This window comes from Synechocystis sp. LKSZ1, from assembly GCF_040436315.1.
Classification (GTDB): Bacteria; Cyanobacteriota; Cyanobacteriia; order Cyanobacteriales; family Microcystaceae; genus Synechocystis.
In genome coordinates this window covers 2,999,886-3,017,080 of sequence record NZ_AP031572.1, presented here as the reverse complement: position 1 = coordinate 3,017,080, position 17,195 = coordinate 2,999,886, and the positions used below count along the sequence as shown (strand labels likewise).

Below are 17,195 nucleotides of genomic sequence, written 5' to 3'. Positions count from 1 at the left end.
AACGGAGTGAATCGGCCCGACCACGGCGGTAATTTAGCTTGGGCAGTAACCTTGGCAGACTGTCCGGTTTCTTCTTTGCTAGATTTCTCAGCGAGTGTTAATCCTTTAGGGCCGAGTCTTCTGGTTTTACAGGCCATCCAAGGGGCCTTAACTGAACTGTGCCATTATCCCGACCCCCAGTACCAAAGTCTCCGCCAGGCCCTGGCCCAGCACCATGATCTAGATCCGGCATGGATCCTGCCGGGTAATGGTTCAGCAGAATTACTCACCCTAGCAGGGCGTGCCTTGGCCTCTCTGCAACAAACCCTTATCCTAACCCCCGCTTTTGGGGATTACGAGCGGGCCCTCCAGGGATTTCAAGCGCCGCTCACCACCGTCCCTTGGCCCCCAGCAACCCCGTTTCCCCTGACCGAACTCCAGGCCCTGGCCAGTCCTCAGCGTGGCCTTATCCTTAATAATCCCCGTAATCCCACCGGCCAACTGCTCGCAGTAGAGCAAATTTTACCCTTGCTTGACCAGTTTGGACTGGTGGTGCTCGATGAAGCCTTTATTGATTTTCTTCTGCCCCATCAACAACCGACCCTGATTCCGGCCCTGGCCCATTATCCTAATCTAGTGATTTTGCGGTCTCTTACCAAGTTCTACAGTCTGCCGGGTCTGCGTCTGGGCTATGCCCTAGGCCATCCCGATCTACTGCAACAATGGCAGCGTTGGCGCGACCCTTGGCCGGTGAATAACTTGGCAGAAGCGGCGGCCCTAGCGGCCCTAGAGGATCGGGTTTTTCAAGAAAAGACCTGGGCCTGGCTTGGCCCTGCCCGAGAGGGCCTGGCCCTGGGATTAGGGCGGATCCCTGGCCTGTTTCCCTACCCTAGTCAGGCTAACTTTTTATTGGTTAACACTAAAGTTCCCGCTCCCTGGCTCCAGGAACAATTGCTCCAGCAACACCGCATTCTGATCCGGGATTGCCTCAGTTTTGCTGGCCTGGGAGACGCTTATTTTCGGGTTGCGGTACGGACAAAGACTGAAAATCAGCAACTACTCCAGGCCCTGGCCCAGCAAATGACCGATCGGGCTTAGTCATCCCCTAGACAAATCCCCAGGCCCTTAGCCGTTTTCACCAAGGGGCCCTCTAGATCAACGGTGCGATAGGTTTTAATCGCTTCCTCGATGGGGACACTGATGACCTGACGATTCCGCCAGGCCACCATCTGGTCGTATTTTTCTTCCGCAATCAGATCTACGGCCGCCACCCCAAAAATACTGCCCAGCAGTCGGTCGGAGGGAGAGGGAATGCCCCCCCGCTGGATATGGCCCAGTACCGTAACGCGGGTTTCCGCCCCAGTGTACTTAGCAATCTGTTCCGCAATATGTTTGCCAATGCCCCCATAACGGTCTTCGCCCATTTGGGAAATTTCCTTGACCTGGTCACCGACTTCGGTGCGAACGGCTTCAGACACCATGACTAGGCAAAAGTGTTGGCCCCGGGCCTGACGTTGGCGAATTTTCTTACAGATATTATCGATGTGGTAGGGAATTTCGGGAATCAAGATAATATCGGCCCCTCCCGCAATGCCGGCGGCCAGGGCAATATGGCCGGCATCCCGCCCCATGACCTCTAAGACCATGACACGGTTATGACTAGCAGCCGTAAAATGGAGACGATCCAGGGCCTCGGCGGCAATGCTCATGGCGGTATCAAAGCCAATGGAGACCTCGGTGGCCCCGACATCGTTATCAATGGTTTTAGGAATACCTACCAAATTCAAGTTGCCCTGCTGAGCAATTTTCCGTAGAATCGCCAGACTGCCATCGCCACCAATGCCAATCAGGGCCTCTAAACCGAGACTGTGATAACCCGCAATAATTTCTTCCGTCCGGTCGCACAGGCTACCGTCGGGCATCGGAAAAGCAAAGGGATTACCTTTATTTGTTGTTCCTAGCATGGTTCCCCCCATCAGCAACAGGGAATCCACATTGGCCAAGTCCAGGGCCTTTGCCTTGGGCGGACGACTCATCAAACCATGGGTTGCTTCTTGAATGCCAATAACTTCCCAACCATAGTTACCAATGGCATGATGCACAACCGCTCGAATGACAGCATTTAAGCCAGCACAATCTCCGCCACTGGTAAGGATGCCAATTTTCTTTTTTTGTCCCATAGGTGATGCTCAACGCAGAAGTTTTCCTATTGTTGAGGTTAGGGGAGAGCTAGACCGTTATCCCCGCACATTTTTTAATAATTTCAGTCAATGACTCAAAAGGAATGGGCCAATATGCTTAAGAAGACCATGAGCCTTGTGGGGACGTTACTGGTAAGTTACGGTGGAATATCAGTCAGCTTAGTCCTAGCGCAATCCACTTCTCCGCCAGATCCCGTTTCTAATTCCAAAATACTTATGAGCCAAAACACTCGTCTTTCCCACAGTGAATTGCAAACTGCCCTCAAGGAACTCCCTGGTTGGAGCCTACAGGGAGATAAATTACATCGTCAGTTCCAGTTTCCCTCTTTTGTCGAGGCCTTTGGTTTCATGGCCCAACTGGCCCTAGTGGCGGAGAATCTGGGGCATCATCCAGAATGGTTCAATGTCTATAACCGAGTCACCATCGACCTCACCACCCACGATGCAGGAGGTATTACGGCCCTGGATGTGACCTTTGCCAAAAAGGCTAATGCGTTGTTTCGGCCCTAGGCTGGCTGGGTTTTGCTTAATCGCGACTACAGAGTTTCGATCAGGATTTCAGTATTGCCCCCTCCATCCCTTTGTCTGGGGGACTGGCCAAGACCTGATATCTCCCCTTTGTCAGGGGAGGTGTCGAAGCCAGAGGGAGAAAGTGCTTACCAGCCTTTGTCTGCTTGGGCCAAAACGTAGGCCGCTACATCTTCAATCTGTTCTGCACTGAGGCGACCCCCAAATTTCGGCATGGCCCCTTTGCCGTTGGTGACTTGGGTAATAATGGCCTCAGCGGAATTCATGCCAAATTGCTCCAGGGCCTCTTTTTTCAAGGTCTTATTGGGCATAACTGCATTCAGGCCCCCTGCATGGCAAGCCGCACAGTTAGCACTAAAGACCTTAGAACCGTTGGCGGCATCTCCGGCTAGGGCCGACGGGGCCGAGCTAAGCAGTCCCAGCAAGGCTATCGCCAGGGTCAATAATAACGAAGTCAATACTTTCAACATAAGTTCTCCTCAAAAGGACAGATTCGGGATCGACAAAAACGCATCCCTACCTGATTACCTTGAGGAATAAGGATGGGCTTTGTCAAAAGACAGCCTGTCGAAGATCCGGAACGAGTTTTAAGCAGGGCCTTATACCAATTCTTCAAGTTGAAGCTACAGATTTTTACCCCTCCGCCTCCGACACCTCCCCTTGCTAAGGGGACAGTGGGGTCATTTGTATAGTTAGATTTCAGAGATTTGGTATTACTGGCCAAATTCCTGGCGGGCCTGCTCCACCAACTCCACCGTCACCTGATCCAGTCCAGCCTCTCGGGCCAACTGTTCTATGCGATGACGGGCCTGGGTACGGACAAAATAGGGAATGCTTTTCAGTTTACTGCTCGCTTCGGTCGTCCAAAGGAGCACCTCTTGCCATTCGGGATGATCCATACCTATACCTCCTGCTCAAATAGGCCGCTTAACCGCTCGAATTCGCTTTGGGTAGTGTACATGGGGGTTCCTGCCAAGATACCCGTGACGTTGCGGAAGGGTTTGCCGATGTGCATTCCCTGATTATCAATGGAAAACTCGCGAATATCCTTATCGTGCATCGAACCTCGCATTTTGAGCACGGTGATCCCCCGCCGCATTTCACCATACATTTCCACGTAGCGCAACAAAATAATGGAATCGGTGATCGTGGAGATGTGGGCCTCGGTAATGGAGGAACCGCCTAGCAAGGTCGGGGTTGTAGAGGTAAACAGGCCGCCGATCTCCTGCTGCTTGATGAAGGAGGTCAGACCAATAATAAATTCCCGGAATCCCTTGAGGGTGGAGACCCGCTCTAGGGCCGATAAACTATCCACTGCTACTCGATTGGGCTTAAAGGATTGGATAATATCCTTCATCATGATCAGATGATTTTCTAGGTTCGTGGTTTCGGGATAGCGACAGACCACCTTCAGTTTGCCGTCCTGTTCCATTTGCTGGAAGTTAACCCCCCAGCCCGTGGCATTACGGAAAAGTTGTTCCCGACTCTCCTCAAAGGCGAAGACCAGACAGCGCTCTCCGTTGGCCACGCCGCCGGCCATGAATTCCGTTACCATCAGGGTTTTACCCGTTCCCGTGGCCCCAGAAACAAGAATGACCGAATCGCGGAAAAAGCCGCCGCCACACATGCGATCCAGTTCCGTACTCCCGGAGGTAATGCGGATGTCCGAGGAATGTTGTTCCAGTTCAATGGCTGAGAGGGGGATGATCACCACCCCTTGGCCGGGAATAATGGTGAAGGGAAATTCACCCTTTTGGTGGTCGGTGCCGCGATATTTAAGGATTTCAATAGTCCGACGACGCTTTTCATCGGCTAAGACATTGCGCAGGATCACCACATTGTCTGCCACAAATTCCTCCACACCGTACCGAGTAATTTCGCCGTACTCCGCCGTTCGTTCTGCGGTCATGATGGCGGTGACTTCTAATTCCCGCAGGGCCGCAGCCAACCGAAACAGGTCACTGCGCAGTTGGGCGCTGTCGGTTAAATGGCTAAAAATAGCCCCCAGGGAGTCGAGGGAAACTCGCGTCGCTTTGTACTTGCGGATGGCGTACTCAATGCGGGCAATCAAGGCGCCTAGATCGTAGTCCCCAGCCACTAAGGGCCGCTCACCGGGTTGGGGCGACGCATCAACAAAGGCCCATTTCCCCTGTTCTTCCCAGAGGGGGATCTGCCAACCAAAGCCCCGCATATTTTTGCGCAGGGCCTTGGGGGGTTCTTCAAAGGTAACAAAAACTCCCGTCTCCCCCCGCCGAATCCCTTCCACCAGAAATTGACAAGCGAACACCGTCTTGGAACTACCGGCAGTTCCAGCGACTAGGGTAGCCCGGCCCTGGGGCAGTCCCCCTTGGGACAAAAAATCAAAGCCGGGAATCCCCGTTTCTAGTTTTTCAATGGAGTCGTAGTCGTTAGTTGGTGTCATCCGTTTAAATCGCGTCGGTTCCAGGGGAGAATAGCCCGCTTGCTATTATACGGTCACGGTTGAAAGCTAATGCCAACAAAAATTTAACGTTCAGGAAACGTGACACAGTCCTGGTAAAGAACACGGTCTCCTTGTTCTAGTAGAGCGGTATTACCCTTGGACCAAAAGGTAAAGGTGCCATCGCTATATTTGGCCCCAGAACCAGAGGGGGTTTGAGGAAGAGTAAGAGTTCGTTGATCCGGCAGGGTGAGCTGAACCTTGGTAGGTTCCCCTGGCGGGGATTGAAAAACCGCTGTCAAAACCTGGTTGGGAGGGCATTGGTAAATGACGGGTCGGGCGGTGTCGGCCAGGGCTGTCCCTGCGGCCAAACTCATGATCATCCCGGCCCCCCAGACCAATAACCCCATAGGGCGTAGTGGCTTGACCATACAAAAATCCTCTAGCGTCTCTACCGTGATCTTAATCGGTTTAGGTTACGACGAGACGGACAGGCCTACCACTTTCGAGAATGGCCCGCCCAGCTCAATCTGCTAGAGCCGTTAGGGTCTCCAAAATGGACTCTAGGACTAGGGCCGTATGGCTCCAATGGGTTCCCCCTTGGCAAAACACAGTGTAGGGTTCCCGCAGGGGGCCGTCGGCGGACAACTCGGCGGTACTGCCATCAATGAAGGTGCCCCCGGCCATGACCACGGGGGTTTCATAACCCGGCATGGTGGCTGGCACGGGATCGAGGTAGGCCCCCACCGGCGAAATTCGTTGGATGGCCCGGCAAACCGCGATCAATTTTTCGGGGGATCCTAGTTTAATGGCTTGGATCACATCCCTGCGGGGGGAAAAGGGATCGGGATTAACCTCATAACCCAGACGGTCAAACACGTAGGCCAGTAAGTGAGTGCTTTTGATAGCTTCTCCCACCATCTGCGGGGCCAAAAATAGGCCCTGGAATAGGAGACGGTGCTGATCAAAGGTGGCCCCTCCCTCGGAGCCAATGCCCGGGGCCGTCAGGCGACAACAGGCCTGCTCGACCCATTCCGCCTTACCGGCCAGATAACCACCGGCGGTAACAATCGTGCCGCCGGGATTTTTAATCAGGGAACCAGCCATAAGATCGGCCCCAACGGCGGTGGGTTCCTGGGTCTCGATGAACTCCCCGTAGCAGTTGTCTACAAAACAGATGGTGTCAGGATTTTGTTTCTTCACCAGGGCCACAATCCGGCCAATTTCCTCAACGGAAAGACTCGAACGCCAGGAGTAGCCACAGGAGCGTTGGATCAACACCATGCGGGTTTGGGGCCAGACTGCCGTTGCCAGGCCCTCCCAATCGATCTGCCCCGTTGGGGTAAGCGCCAACTCCCGATAGTTAATGTTAAAGTCAGCTAAAGACCCTTGCCTCTGGCCCCGGAGACCAATCACTTCTTCGAGGGTATCGTAGGGGGCTCCGGCCACTGCCAAAAGTTCATCCCCTGGTCGCAGAATCCCGTACAGGGCGCAGGCAATGGCGTGGGTACCCGACACAATCTGGACCCGCACCGCCGCTTGTTCTGCACCGACGATCTGGGCAAAAACCCGGTCTAGGGTTTCCCGGCCTAGATCATCGTGGCCATAGCCACTCACACTCGCAAAATGATGCACCCCGACTCGCTGGTCGTAATAGGCCTGCAGGACGTTTTTAAGATTCTGCTTGACCTTTGCGTCAATATCCGAAAAGATTGGAAACAGATCTGTCTCTGCCTTCTTGAGCAGTTCCGAATGGTTCATGAATTCGTTTAAGCGCTATTCTTACCCTGAGCCTGGGGACTTCAGAGTTTCAATGTCAAGCATTAACCACTAGTTTCTTTATAATATTGATATTGAACGCGCTAATGTCAGTTATGTCAACACTTTTGTTGTTAATCTCTCGTATAAAATTTTTCTTTAAATTCGACATCAGAGCATTTTACATAACTGCAAGCCGAGTGTTTTCAATAAGTGGATCAGATCCATTTTTCCGATTTTCGTTTTACTTTCAGGTGTCTGCATGACTGTTGCCCTTCCTAACAATTCAAATAATCCTTTAACGCCTTCCTGGACGGTGATTATTTATTTCACCCTCATCCACGTTGTGGCCCTGTTGGCGGTCTTGCCCCAGTTTTTCAGCTGGTCGGCCCTCGGCGCGGCCCTCGTCCTCTACTGGATTACCGGTGGCATTGGGATTACGCTAGGCTTCCATCGCCTGATTTCCCATCGCAGTTTTACCGCCCCTAAGTGGTTAGAGTATATTTTGGTTTTCTGTGGAACCCTTGCCTGTCAAGGGGGCGTACTGGATTGGGTGGGTCTCCACCGCATGCACCACAAGTTTTCGGATACGGCTCAAGACCCCCACGATTCTAATCGTGGCTTTTGGTGGAGCCACATGGGTTGGATGCTCTACAATATCCCGGCGGACAGTGATATTCCCCGCTATACCCAGGATATTAAGGATGACCCCTTTTATCAGTTCTGTCAAAAGTTCCAAATTCCCATTCAAGTGGCCCTGGGCCTCGTCCTCTTTGCCCTCGGGGGTTGGTCTTGGGTGATTTGGGGAATTTTTGTGCGATTAGTGGTGGTTTTCCATGCCACTTGGTTTGTGAATAGTGCAACCCACAAATTTGGCTACATCAGCCATGAATCCCACGACCATTCCCGCAATTGTTGGTGGGTCGCGCTCCTCACCTTTGGCGAGGGTTGGCATAATAATCACCACGCCTACCAGTATTCAGCCCGTCATGGTCTGCAGTGGTGGGAGGTTGATGTTACCTGGATGACCATCCGTTTTCTGCAACTTCTCGGCTTGGCCCAGGACGTCAAATTGGCCCCTTCTAATACCCCAACCAAAACCCAAGCCTAAAAAATCTCGCCATTTCCCCTCAGCACGAGGCAATGCCGTCTCTACTTTTTCCTGGAAAGTAGGGATTTTTTTTACCGTAGCGCCAGGGGCTAAGATGAATCAAGGAAGCCTAGGCAAGGGATAAGTAAAATGGCGGCGGAATTGACCCTCATTCGAGAAATGGTGACGGTGCTGGGGGCGGCGGCCGGCGGGGGCTACTTGGCCAGTCGCTTAAAACAACCCGTCCTCCTAGGCTATCTCCTCAGTGGAATCGTGGTTGGGCCAGCGGGCCTGCGATTGGTGACCCTAGAGGGAGATATCGAAGTGTTGTCCGAGGTGGGGGTGGCCCTGTTGCTCTTTGCCCTGGGCCTGGAATTTTCCCTCAAGGACTTGCTCCGGGTTAAGGGCATTGCCCTGGGGGGCGGGCCCCTACAAATTATCAGTACGATCCTCCTGGGCGGAGGCCTGGCCTATGCTACGGGCTGGGTAACCACCTGGCCCCAGGCGATTTTTTTGGGGGCCGTCCTATCCCTGTCCTCCACGGCCGTCGTGCTCAAGAGCCTGATTGAACGCAATGAGGTACAGACAACGGATGGCCAGGTGATGCTGGGGATGTTGATCGTGCAAGACTTGGGTTTGGGCTTAATGTTGGCGGTTCTGCCGGCCCTCAATCAGCCGACGGGGATCATTGGCCAGGCCCTGTTGTTGGCCCTGTTTAAGGTACTGATGTTTACCCTGGGGGCCCTGTTGGCCGGCCGTTGGCTCATTCCCTTCCTGGTGCGGTTACTGGCCCAAACGGGTTCCCAAGAATTGTTTTTGTTGGGCATTTTAGTTCTCTGTTTAGGCATTGCCCTGCTCACCTCCAAGCTTGGCCTCGGCCTGGCCATGGGGGCCTTTGTGGCAGGCCTGATGATTTCTAACGTGGAGTATGCCGACCATGCCCTCGATCGGATTTTACCGATGCGGGATGTCTTTGCCACGCTCTTTTTTGCCTCCATTGGGGTTTTGATCGAGCCCGGTTTCATTGCCGCAAATCTGGGGGTTGTCCTGGGGTTGGTGGCCATCACCATGGTGGGCAAGGCTTTGATTGTCGCCATCATTGTCAATCTGTTTGGCTATGGCCCGAAGACCGCCCTGGTCGCGGGTCTGGGGATCAACCAAATTGGAGAATTTTCCTTTGTACTCGCTGGTATGGCCCGGAGTCAGGGCCTGTTTTCCCAGGAACTCTATGGCTTGACCGTGGGTACGGCCGCGGCAACTTTGCTGATCACACCATTTCTGCTCCGAGCTACGCCCTACGGTCTGCAGTGGCTAGAGCAATGGCCCTGGATTAACCATTATCTGCGTTTATCTCAGCCTCCCCAACGCTTTCACTTCGATGATGGTTTAAGAGATCATGTCGTTATTGCTGGCTACGGTCGGGTGGGGCAAATGCTCGTGCGAATGCTCTATTTTCAAGGCTATTCCCTCTTGGTGATCGACAACAATGAAGCGGTTTTACAGGGCCTACGGGAGCGTAACATTGCTTACCTCTACGGAGATGCCTCTAGCAAACTAGTTTTAGAAAAAGCTAATTTACCTCAGGCTAAGGCGATGGCGATTGCGCTACCGGCCCCGATGGCGACCCGTCTGGCCCTGAAGCGGGCCCTCAGCCTGGCCCCGGATCTGGATATTACGGTGCGGGCCCATGTCAACGAAGAAATTGATGTCCTCTATCAACTGGGAGCCCAGGAGGTGGTTCAGCCAGAATTTGAAGCCTCTTTGGAAATGGGGGCTCATTTACTCCTAAAACTGGGGGATTCTCGTTACGCCGTTCAGCAGGTGGTGACGCGCTATCGTACCGGTCGTTACCGCGATATTATGCCCGAACGTTCTGAGTATTGGGGCGCGGCGGATTTAGCGGCCAATATTGAAGGCCTGCAACGGAAATGGTACACCATCTCCCCCCATTCTCCCCTACAGGGCCTCAGTCTAGCCCAGGCCAACATTCGCCGTTTAACCGGGGTGACGGTCATGGCTATTGAGCGAGATAAACAACTCTATAGCTATCCCACGGGGGAAATGATACTAGAGATCGGAGACCGTTTGCTGGTGGTGGGCAGTGAAGCAGAACATCCGGCCTTTCGGCAGTTGCTGAAGGCCGAAAAGGTTTAGGAAGGTAGTAGGGCCAGATGTTTTACCCCTCCGCCTCCGGCACCTCTCCTTGCCAAGGGGAGGACGGGTAGGGTCAGTGGGGTCGTCAGACTTCAGGGATTGGGTATCACAGGGCCGGCAAATAAAAACGAAACTGACTCCCCTGGCCGGGAGTACTGCTGACAAAAATTTCCCCTCCCTGGAGTTCCACCAGACGCCGCGTAATCGCCAGGCCCAGGCCCGTGCCACCAGAACCCCGAGAACGGGATTTATCGGCCCGCCAAAATCGCTCGAAAACGTAGGGGAGGTCTATAGCACTAATACCGGCCCCCGTATCGGTGACGGCGATCCATAGTTTGCGGGGGTCAGTTTTGTCCTGCCAAGCACTCAAGAGAATACTGCCCTTTTCGGTGTAACGAATGGCATTGCCCAGCAAGTTGACTAGAATTTGTTCCGTGCGGTCTAGATCCGCCAGGGTCTGAGGCAGTTCGGTGGGAGCATCTAAGCGCAAAATCGGGCCCTCGTCCAGGAGTTGGTCACGAAATTTCTCTACCAGGCCCTGCAATAACGGTAACAATGACACTGGCTGAACGTTGATAGACAAATAGCCCGCTTCGGCCTTGGACAATTCTTGCAAATCACTGGTGAGACGTTCCAGACGACGGGTTTCTCGCACCAGACGCTGGTAGAGTTCCGCCGAGGGGGTAATACTGCCATCGGCTAATTCTTCAAGATAGCCCCGTACAACGGTGAGGGGAGTCCGCAATTCGTGGGTCAGGTCGCTAATCAGTTCTCGTCGCCGCTTTTCCACGTTTTCCAGACTATGGGCCATACGGTTAAAGCTCTGACCCAGTTGATTAAATTCGGGAATGGCACTTTCCGCCACCCGTTCCTCCAAATTCCCCGCCGCCAATTTTTGGGTTACGTCCTTGAGCTGATTAAGGGGCTTGGTAATGCGTTCGGCGGCCAGATAACTCAGGCCCCCAGCGGCACTGGCCCCAAAGATAATGGCCCAAATAGCACTGCTATTCCAGGCTGTTTCAAAACCCCGAACCAAGTAAGTACGAGCGGAGCGGACGGTAATAAACCCTTGATTCTCAAGCTTCTCCAGATGTAGTACAAACATGCGGGGCGAGGAAAGTTTAGCTAAAATGACAAAACTCCCCAGGCCCACTAACATCACTATAAAGTGGGATAAAAATAGGCGAGTTCCCAAGCCTAGTCGAGCCACTGGTCTGCTTGCTTGGCGGTGGCAAAGAAATGCCGGACATTCTCCTCAGGCGTTCCCACCAGCACACCATGGCCCAGGTTGAGGATATGACCGCCCTGGCCAGCTTTGCGGATCGTATCGAGAATCCGTTCTTTGATAAAGTCATGGGAACCCAAAAGTACACCGGGATCGATATTGCCCTGTACCTTCATGGTGGGGCCGAGGCGTTTGCGGGCATCGGCCATGTCCACGGTCCAATCAACACTGACAATATCTACGCCGGATTGGCCCATACGTTCTAACACCCCAGCGCTACCACTGATGTAGAGAATGAGGGGCGTGTCGGGATGGGTTGCCTTGACTGCCTTGACGACTTGTTGCTGGTAAGGTAGCGCAAAAGTATCGTAATCCTGGGGGCTCAACTGGCCCGCCCAGGAGTCAAATAACTGCACCACCTGGGCACCGCAGTCAATCTGGTAGCGGACATAGGTGGCGATAGCCTCGGCTAATTTGCTTAAAAAGCTGTGTAGTACCGACGGCTCCGAAAAGGCCATTTGCTTGATTACTTTATAATCTTTGGAGCTTTTGCCCTCAATAGCATAGGCGGCCAGAGTCCAGGGAGAGCCGACAAATCCTAGTACCGTAGATTGATTGCCCACTTCCTGGCGGAGGGTTTTTAAGATGGTCTTGATGAAGGGCAGGGAGGCTTCAGGATCGAAGGGAGTGAGACGATCAACCTGTTCTTGGGTTCGAATCGGTGGGTCAATGATCGGGCCACGGCTCTCAATGATGTCGAAGGGAATGCCGATGCCCGGTAGAGGTGTGAGAATATCGGAAAACATAATCACCCCGTCCGGCTGGAAGGCTCGCCAGGGCTGGAGGGAAATTTCAATGGCCAGGTCTGGGTTTTCTGAACGCTCACGAAAACTGGGATATTTATCCCGGAGGTCTCGATATATTTTCATATAACGGCCCGCTTGGCGCATCATCCACACCGGAGGACGTTTCACAATTTCGCCACGGGCAACCCGTAATAGGTAGGGGGTTTCTAATAGGTCTGTCATTAACACTCCAAATGATGGTCTCTATAACGCTTTTGTTAGCTTATCATTTGGGCCGATCCGGCCGGGGCTAAGGGCCGACATTCCCATGGGATTCGGGGGAATAACCAAGACCAGTGGGCTCTTGATTTTGGCTAAAAACCTTGCCCAAAAATTCTGCTAAATCGTCCTTGCAATGGGTTAAACTCTGACTCAATGATCCTTAACAGTTTGCCACGCCCATGCTAGGGGAACAGTATTATCTGATTGCATTTTTTCTCTCCATTGCGGTGGTTTGGTGGCTGACTCCCATCATCAAACAAGTTGGGTTAAAGACCGGCTACGTCGATAAACCCAACGAACGCAAAATGCACCAGCGGCCCATGGTTCGTCTGGGAGGGATTGGTATTTTTAGCGGTAGTTTGGTGGCCCTGGTAGTGGTCTGGTGTTTGGGGGCCTTTGGTTCGCTGCCTGTTCATCGGGAATGGGAAGTCTGGGGCGTGACCCTTGGTGGGATTGCTTTTTTTAGCATTGGCCTGATTGATGACCTTTTCAATCTCAGTGCGTTTTCTCGCCTGATTGCCCAGGTTGGTATTGCGTCTTTGGTCTGGAGCATGGGAGTCCGCATTGATTTTTTAACCCTGCCCTTTTTTGATCTGATCCAACTTGGTTGGTTGAGTTTGCCGATTACGGTGCTGTGGCTGGTGGGAATGGCCAATGCGATTAACTGGATTGATGGCCTGGATGGCCTGGCAGCAGGCGTTTGCGGCATTTCTGCCGTGGTGCTCTTTGTGCTCTGTTTATTTATGGAGCAATCATCGGCGGCTTTGATTGCTGTGGCCCTGGCGGGTGGGGCCTTGGGATTTTTACGCTACAACTTTAACCCGGCTCAGATTTTTATGGGGGATGGCGGGGCCTATTTTATGGGCTTTACCCTGGCTGGGGTGGCGGTAATTGGCCTGGTCAAGGTGGCGGCGGTGACGACGGTTGCCGTGACAGCAGTACTTCTACCCTACTTAGTCCTAGCCGTGCCGCTGCTGGATATGTCGGTGGTGATCATTTCGCGTCTGCTCAAGGGCAAATCTCCCTTTGTGGCCGATAAGGGCCACCTGCACCACCGTTTGATTAAGGCCGGTATTTCCCATCGCCTCACCGTGCTTTTTATCTATGCCCTCACCCTCTGGGTTGGTAGTTTGGCCCTTGGTTTTTCTAACATTCCCAGTGGCTGGGGTTTTGCCATCGGGGCCACTTGTTTATTGATTTACCTTGGTTGGCAGGTCTGGCGCAATAGTCGTAAGGAGGAAGAGGAGTAGACAGAGAACCCGTCACTCGGTCAGGCAGTTAAAAATATCCGTCAGGACTGTATTGGAAAAAAGAAACCCCTCCGGGTCTTGGAGTTGCAGGTGGTGCAGGGCCTGGGGGTGATCACAGGGCTGGCTTTCGGCATCGAGAAGTGAGATCCAACCCCGTTGTTGATGGGAACCAAGGGCTTTAAACAGGGCCTTCTGTTGTTCGGATGTGAGGGCAGGAAGCGTCACTCCCTGGGCCAAGCGGAGACCCAGCATCAGGGTTTCCAGGAGCCGTTCCGTGGCACTGACTGTCTCACCGGGGATAGAACCGGATTGCCCTCGCCATTGCTGTAGCCAGGCGTAGTAGGCTGAACGAGTACGGGGCCGCTGAAAGCGATGGCCCTGGAGGTAACTGGTGGCCCCCAGGCCAAAACCGTAGTAGCTTTGATTGTGCCAATAGACTTGATTGTGGCGACATTCCTGGCCCGGCCGAGCATAGTTAGAAATTTCGTAGTGGTGATAACCCGCCTTGGTCAGGGTTTGCTGGGCCAGACAATACATTTGGGCCGTGAGTTCATCGGTGGGGAGGGGGCCCGTTCCAGGTTGCAATTGTTTGCCAAAGGCCGTGTTGGGTTCGATCACCAAGTCATAGCAGGACAGATGGGATGGTTTAGCGGTTAAAGCAAAGTAGAGACTCCTTTGCCAATCTTCCAGGCCCTGGTTCGGTAAGCCGGAGATCAGATCCAAACTCCAGTTTTTAACCTCAGCCTGATATATCCAGTCAATGGCCTGGTCAATATCGGCCCGGCGGTGATGGCGGCCAATCCCTTCTAGCAGAGAGTCTTGAAAGGACTGAACCCCTAGGCTAAAGCGATTTACCCCCAAATCTTGATAGGCCTGGAGTTGCGGCAGAGTAAAGGTGCCTGGGTCAATTTCCAGGGAAATTTCGACATCGGTGTCCCAGCCAAAGACCTGCTCTAGACAATCTAACAGGCAAGATAGGCCCTCAAGGGGCAGTAGGGAAGGGGTGCCACCGCCAAAGAAAATAGTCGTGAGGGGTTGCACTGGAAAAGATTGCCAGGTCTGGATTTCTTTACAAACCGCTTCCACATACTCCAAAATCCAACCGGAGAAAGCTAGAGGGGCACCGTGGCCCACCACGGCAATCGGGAAATCGCAGTAAAAACAACGTTGTCGGCAGAAGGGAAGATGCAGGTAGGCCGCGGTAGAAGTCGATACAATCATGGGCAGCAAGGAGTAGTAGTTGAGGAATGAGATGCTTGCCCCATAAATATTTAACGAAATTTAAGCAAATCCTGGGGCCTTGCCCTCATTCAATCACTTTAAACTAATAATTAGGGATTATTGGCCCTGGTCAAATAGCTGTATCTTTATGGATCAATCGAGTTGTATCAATATTTTACTTGTTGATCAGGATCACTCTAGTCTGCAAGTCCTAGAAAATTTCTTGCTAGAGAGCGGTTGGACGGTGGTGACTGCGATCACCAAAGAACAGGGCCTCGATCTGTTAGCAACCCTTTCCCCCGAAATTATTCTCTTAGATACATCCGTTGCCGATCCTGAAGAATTCGAGCTAGTTAAGACCCTAAAATACATTATCCATACCCAAGCTGCACCGATTATTCTGCTATCTTCCCAGGGAGATCAGAAACAGCAGATAAAAATACAGGCAATGGAATTGGGAACCGTGGATTATATCACCAAGCCCTTCGACTTCATCGATCTGAGAACTCGCATTCAACTTCATCTCAAACTATCTCGCCTCCACCGAGAATTACAACTTAAGAATCTTTCTCTAGAGGAAAAGAACTTAGAAAATCGTCTCTTTTTTCAGGCCTGTGAACAGAGTCCCGTCTCTATTGTCATTACGGATCTATACGGCAATATCACCTACGTTAACCCCAAGTTTGAAGCACTCTCCGGTTACAGTTTCCAAGAAGTTCAGGGTAAGAATCCCCGTGTCTTAAAGTCAGGCCATACATCTATGGGTGAATACCAAGCCCTCTGGCAGTCGATTTCCGCTGGTGGAGAGTGGCATGGCGAATTTCATAATCGCAAAAAGAATGGAGAATTTTACTGGGAAAGAGCCTCCATTTCGCCGATTCGTAATGGGCAGGGAGAAATTACCCACTACGTTGCCGTCAAGGAAGATATTACCCTTCAAAAACAACAGGAAACCCTCCTCCTACAACAGGCTAACTATGATGTAGTAACGGGCCTGCCCAACCGCGCGCTAGTGAAGGATCGTCTGCAACAGGCCATCGAAGATGGTTCCCATAATAATTATCAAGTTGGTGTTCTTTTTATTGACCTAGATAATTTTAAAAAAGTGAATGATACCCTGGGTCATGATGCGGGAGATAAGCTTCTCCAAGAGGTTGCTCAACGACTCCAGCGCTGTGTTCGTAATTTTGATACAGTAGCTCGCTTGGGTGGTGATGAGTTTTTAATTGTGGCGACTAAGCTCAAGCAATCCATGAATCTAGCGGTCATTTGTAAGCGTATTCTCAATATTTTGCGCCAACCGATAGTGCTAGGCAGTCATGAAATTTTTGTCCATGGTAGTATTGGCGTAACTGTTTTTCCCAATGATGGCCAGCAAGTTGAAATTTTACTCCGCAACGCCGATACCGCGATGTATGCCGCCAAAAACGCGGGGCGAAATCGTTTCAAATTTTATACCTCTCACATGAATGAGGCGGCCCAGCGTCGATTAGCCTTGGAGACGGCCCTGCGCCACGCTTTGGCTCGCCATGAAATAAATTTAGCCTATCAACCTTTGATTAAATTAAATACAGGACAAGTGGTTGGGGCTGAGGCCCTCCTGCGTTGGCACCATCTCGATTTTGGTGAGGTTGCCCCGACTCAATTTATTCCCATTGCTGAAGATACGGGTCTGATTGTGGAGCTAGGGGAATGGGTGCTACAGCAGGTCTGTCAGCAAGGCGCCCAATGGCAAACCGAGCTTCCGGTGCAGTGGTTAGGCATTAATATTTCACCGCGCCAATTACGGGATAGCTATTTCCTCGACATCCTCAACGAAGCCATCAAGAACAGTGGGATACGGCCAGAACGACTCGGCCTAGAAATTACCGAGCACATTTTAATGGCCGACCAGGGCGATATCCTGCAAAGTATTCGCCAGCTCCAAGGGGCTAAAGCCCGCTTAATTATTGATGATTTTGGGACTGGCTTTTCGGCCTTGAGCCACCTGCGCCAATGCCAGCTCGACATGCTCAAAATTGACCGGTCTTTGATCCAGGAATTACCGGAACAGGAGCAAACCAGAGAGTGGGTAAAGGCGATGATTGCCATGGCTCACCAACTCAAGCTTCAGGTGATTGCAGAGGGGATTGAAACCCAGGCCCAATGGGAATTTCTCTGCCAAGAACAGTGTGATTATGGTCAAGGCTTCTATTTTTGTCCAGCGATCCCCCCCCAACAATTAACGCTACTTTGGAGTGACCAACCCTTTCAATTGGCCCTAGCGGAGCCTAGACAAGCGCCTGTTTCACCAGAGTCATAAT

15 protein-coding genes are annotated in these 17,195 nt (G+C 52.3%); 6 read left to right on the top strand and 9 right to left on the bottom strand.

The window, feature by feature from the left end:
• Positions 1–6: 6 nt before the first annotated feature.
• Entirely contained in the window at positions 7–1,077 is a 1,071-nt protein-coding gene (gene cobD, locus ABXS88_RS13730; protein ID WP_353672609.1) for a threonine-phosphate decarboxylase CobD, read from the top strand.
• Here the strand turns inward: cobD and ABXS88_RS13725 are convergent.
• A complete protein-coding gene (locus ABXS88_RS13725) occupies positions 1,074–2,159 on the bottom strand; it encodes an ATP-dependent 6-phosphofructokinase (protein WP_353672608.1) in 1,086 nt (361 codons plus the stop codon). The genes cobD and ABXS88_RS13725 overlap by 4 nt on opposite strands.
• 237 nt (positions 2,160–2,396) lie before the next feature.
• Between ABXS88_RS13725 and ABXS88_RS13720 the strand changes: the two genes are divergently transcribed.
• Entirely contained in the window at positions 2,397–2,690 is a 294-nt protein-coding gene (locus tag ABXS88_RS13720) for a 4a-hydroxytetrahydrobiopterin dehydratase (RefSeq protein WP_353674826.1), read from the top strand.
• Between the two features lie 146 nt (positions 2,691–2,836).
• Here ABXS88_RS13720 and petJ read toward each other — a convergent pair whose 3' ends face one another.
• The 5 genes from petJ to ABXS88_RS13695 form a co-directional block, all read right to left on the bottom strand.
• Complete coding sequence (gene petJ / locus ABXS88_RS13715; RefSeq protein ID WP_353672607.1) at positions 2,837–3,178, bottom strand: cytochrome c6 PetJ; 342 nt, start codon at positions 3,176–3,178, stop codon at positions 2,837–2,839.
• Between the two features lie 243 nt (positions 3,179–3,421).
• A complete protein-coding gene (locus ABXS88_RS13710; protein ID WP_353672606.1) occupies positions 3,422–3,607 on the bottom strand; it encodes a PCP reductase family protein in 186 nt (61 codons plus the stop codon).
• A 2-nt stretch (positions 3,608–3,609) separates the two neighbouring features.
• Entirely contained in the window at positions 3,610–5,130 is a 1,521-nt protein-coding gene (gene kaiC, locus ABXS88_RS13705) for a circadian clock protein KaiC (RefSeq protein ID WP_353672605.1), read from the bottom strand.
• An 83-nt stretch (positions 5,131–5,213) separates the two neighbouring features.
• Complete coding sequence (locus tag ABXS88_RS13700) at positions 5,214–5,558, bottom strand: MliC family protein (RefSeq protein WP_353672604.1); 345 nt, start codon at positions 5,556–5,558, stop codon at positions 5,214–5,216.
• A 94-nt stretch (positions 5,559–5,652) separates the two neighbouring features.
• Positions 5,653–6,888, bottom strand: a complete 1,236-nt coding sequence (locus ABXS88_RS13695) for a methionine gamma-lyase family protein (RefSeq protein WP_353672603.1) — start codon at positions 6,886–6,888, stop codon at positions 5,653–5,655.
• Positions 6,889–7,147: 259 nt separating this feature from the next.
• Here ABXS88_RS13695 and ABXS88_RS13690 point away from each other — a divergent pair, with 259 nt between their 5' ends.
• Together ABXS88_RS13690 and ABXS88_RS13685 are read left to right on the top strand one after the other, a co-directional pair.
• On the top strand, positions 7,148–7,996 hold the full coding sequence (locus ABXS88_RS13690; protein WP_353672602.1) for an acyl-CoA desaturase: 849 nt from the start codon (positions 7,148–7,150) through the stop codon (positions 7,994–7,996).
• 129 nt (positions 7,997–8,125) lie between these two features.
• Positions 8,126–10,129, top strand: a complete 2,004-nt coding sequence (locus tag ABXS88_RS13685) for a cation:proton antiporter (RefSeq protein WP_353672601.1) — start codon at positions 8,126–8,128, stop codon at positions 10,127–10,129.
• Between the two features lie 106 nt (positions 10,130–10,235).
• Here the strand turns inward: ABXS88_RS13685 and ABXS88_RS13680 are convergent, their stop codons facing one another.
• Both ABXS88_RS13680 and hemE read right to left on the bottom strand, forming a co-directional pair.
• The gene (locus ABXS88_RS13680) at positions 10,236–11,339 is read right to left on the bottom strand and encodes a HAMP domain-containing sensor histidine kinase (protein WP_353672600.1); all 1,104 of its coding nucleotides are present in this window, start codon (positions 11,337–11,339) and stop codon (positions 10,236–10,238) included.
• The gene (gene hemE, locus ABXS88_RS13675) at positions 11,327–12,382 is read right to left on the bottom strand and encodes a uroporphyrinogen decarboxylase (RefSeq protein ID WP_353672599.1); all 1,056 of its coding nucleotides are present in this window, start codon (positions 12,380–12,382) and stop codon (positions 11,327–11,329) included. The genes ABXS88_RS13680 and hemE overlap by 13 nt, the downstream gene beginning before the upstream one ends.
• Before the next feature lie 218 nt (positions 12,383–12,600).
• On the opposite strand from hemE, the gene ABXS88_RS13670 reads away from it, so the two are divergent.
• Positions 12,601–13,671 (top strand): MraY family glycosyltransferase, encoded by a 1,071-nt coding sequence (locus ABXS88_RS13670; protein ID WP_353672598.1) that lies wholly within the window; start codon positions 12,601–12,603, stop codon positions 13,669–13,671.
• Between the two features lie 12 nt (positions 13,672–13,683).
• On the opposite strand, the gene hemW is transcribed toward ABXS88_RS13670, so the two are convergent.
• Positions 13,684–14,892 (bottom strand): radical SAM family heme chaperone HemW, encoded by a 1,209-nt coding sequence (gene hemW, locus ABXS88_RS13665; RefSeq protein ID WP_353672597.1) that lies wholly within the window; start codon positions 14,890–14,892, stop codon positions 13,684–13,686.
• Between the two features lie 148 nt (positions 14,893–15,040).
• On the opposite strand from hemW, the gene ABXS88_RS13660 reads away from it, so the two are divergent.
• Positions 15,041–17,194: an EAL domain-containing protein gene (locus ABXS88_RS13660; RefSeq protein ID WP_353672596.1), complete on the top strand. Its 2,154-nt coding sequence runs from the start codon at positions 15,041–15,043 to the stop codon at positions 17,192–17,194.
• Position 17,195: the final 1 nt, after the last annotated feature.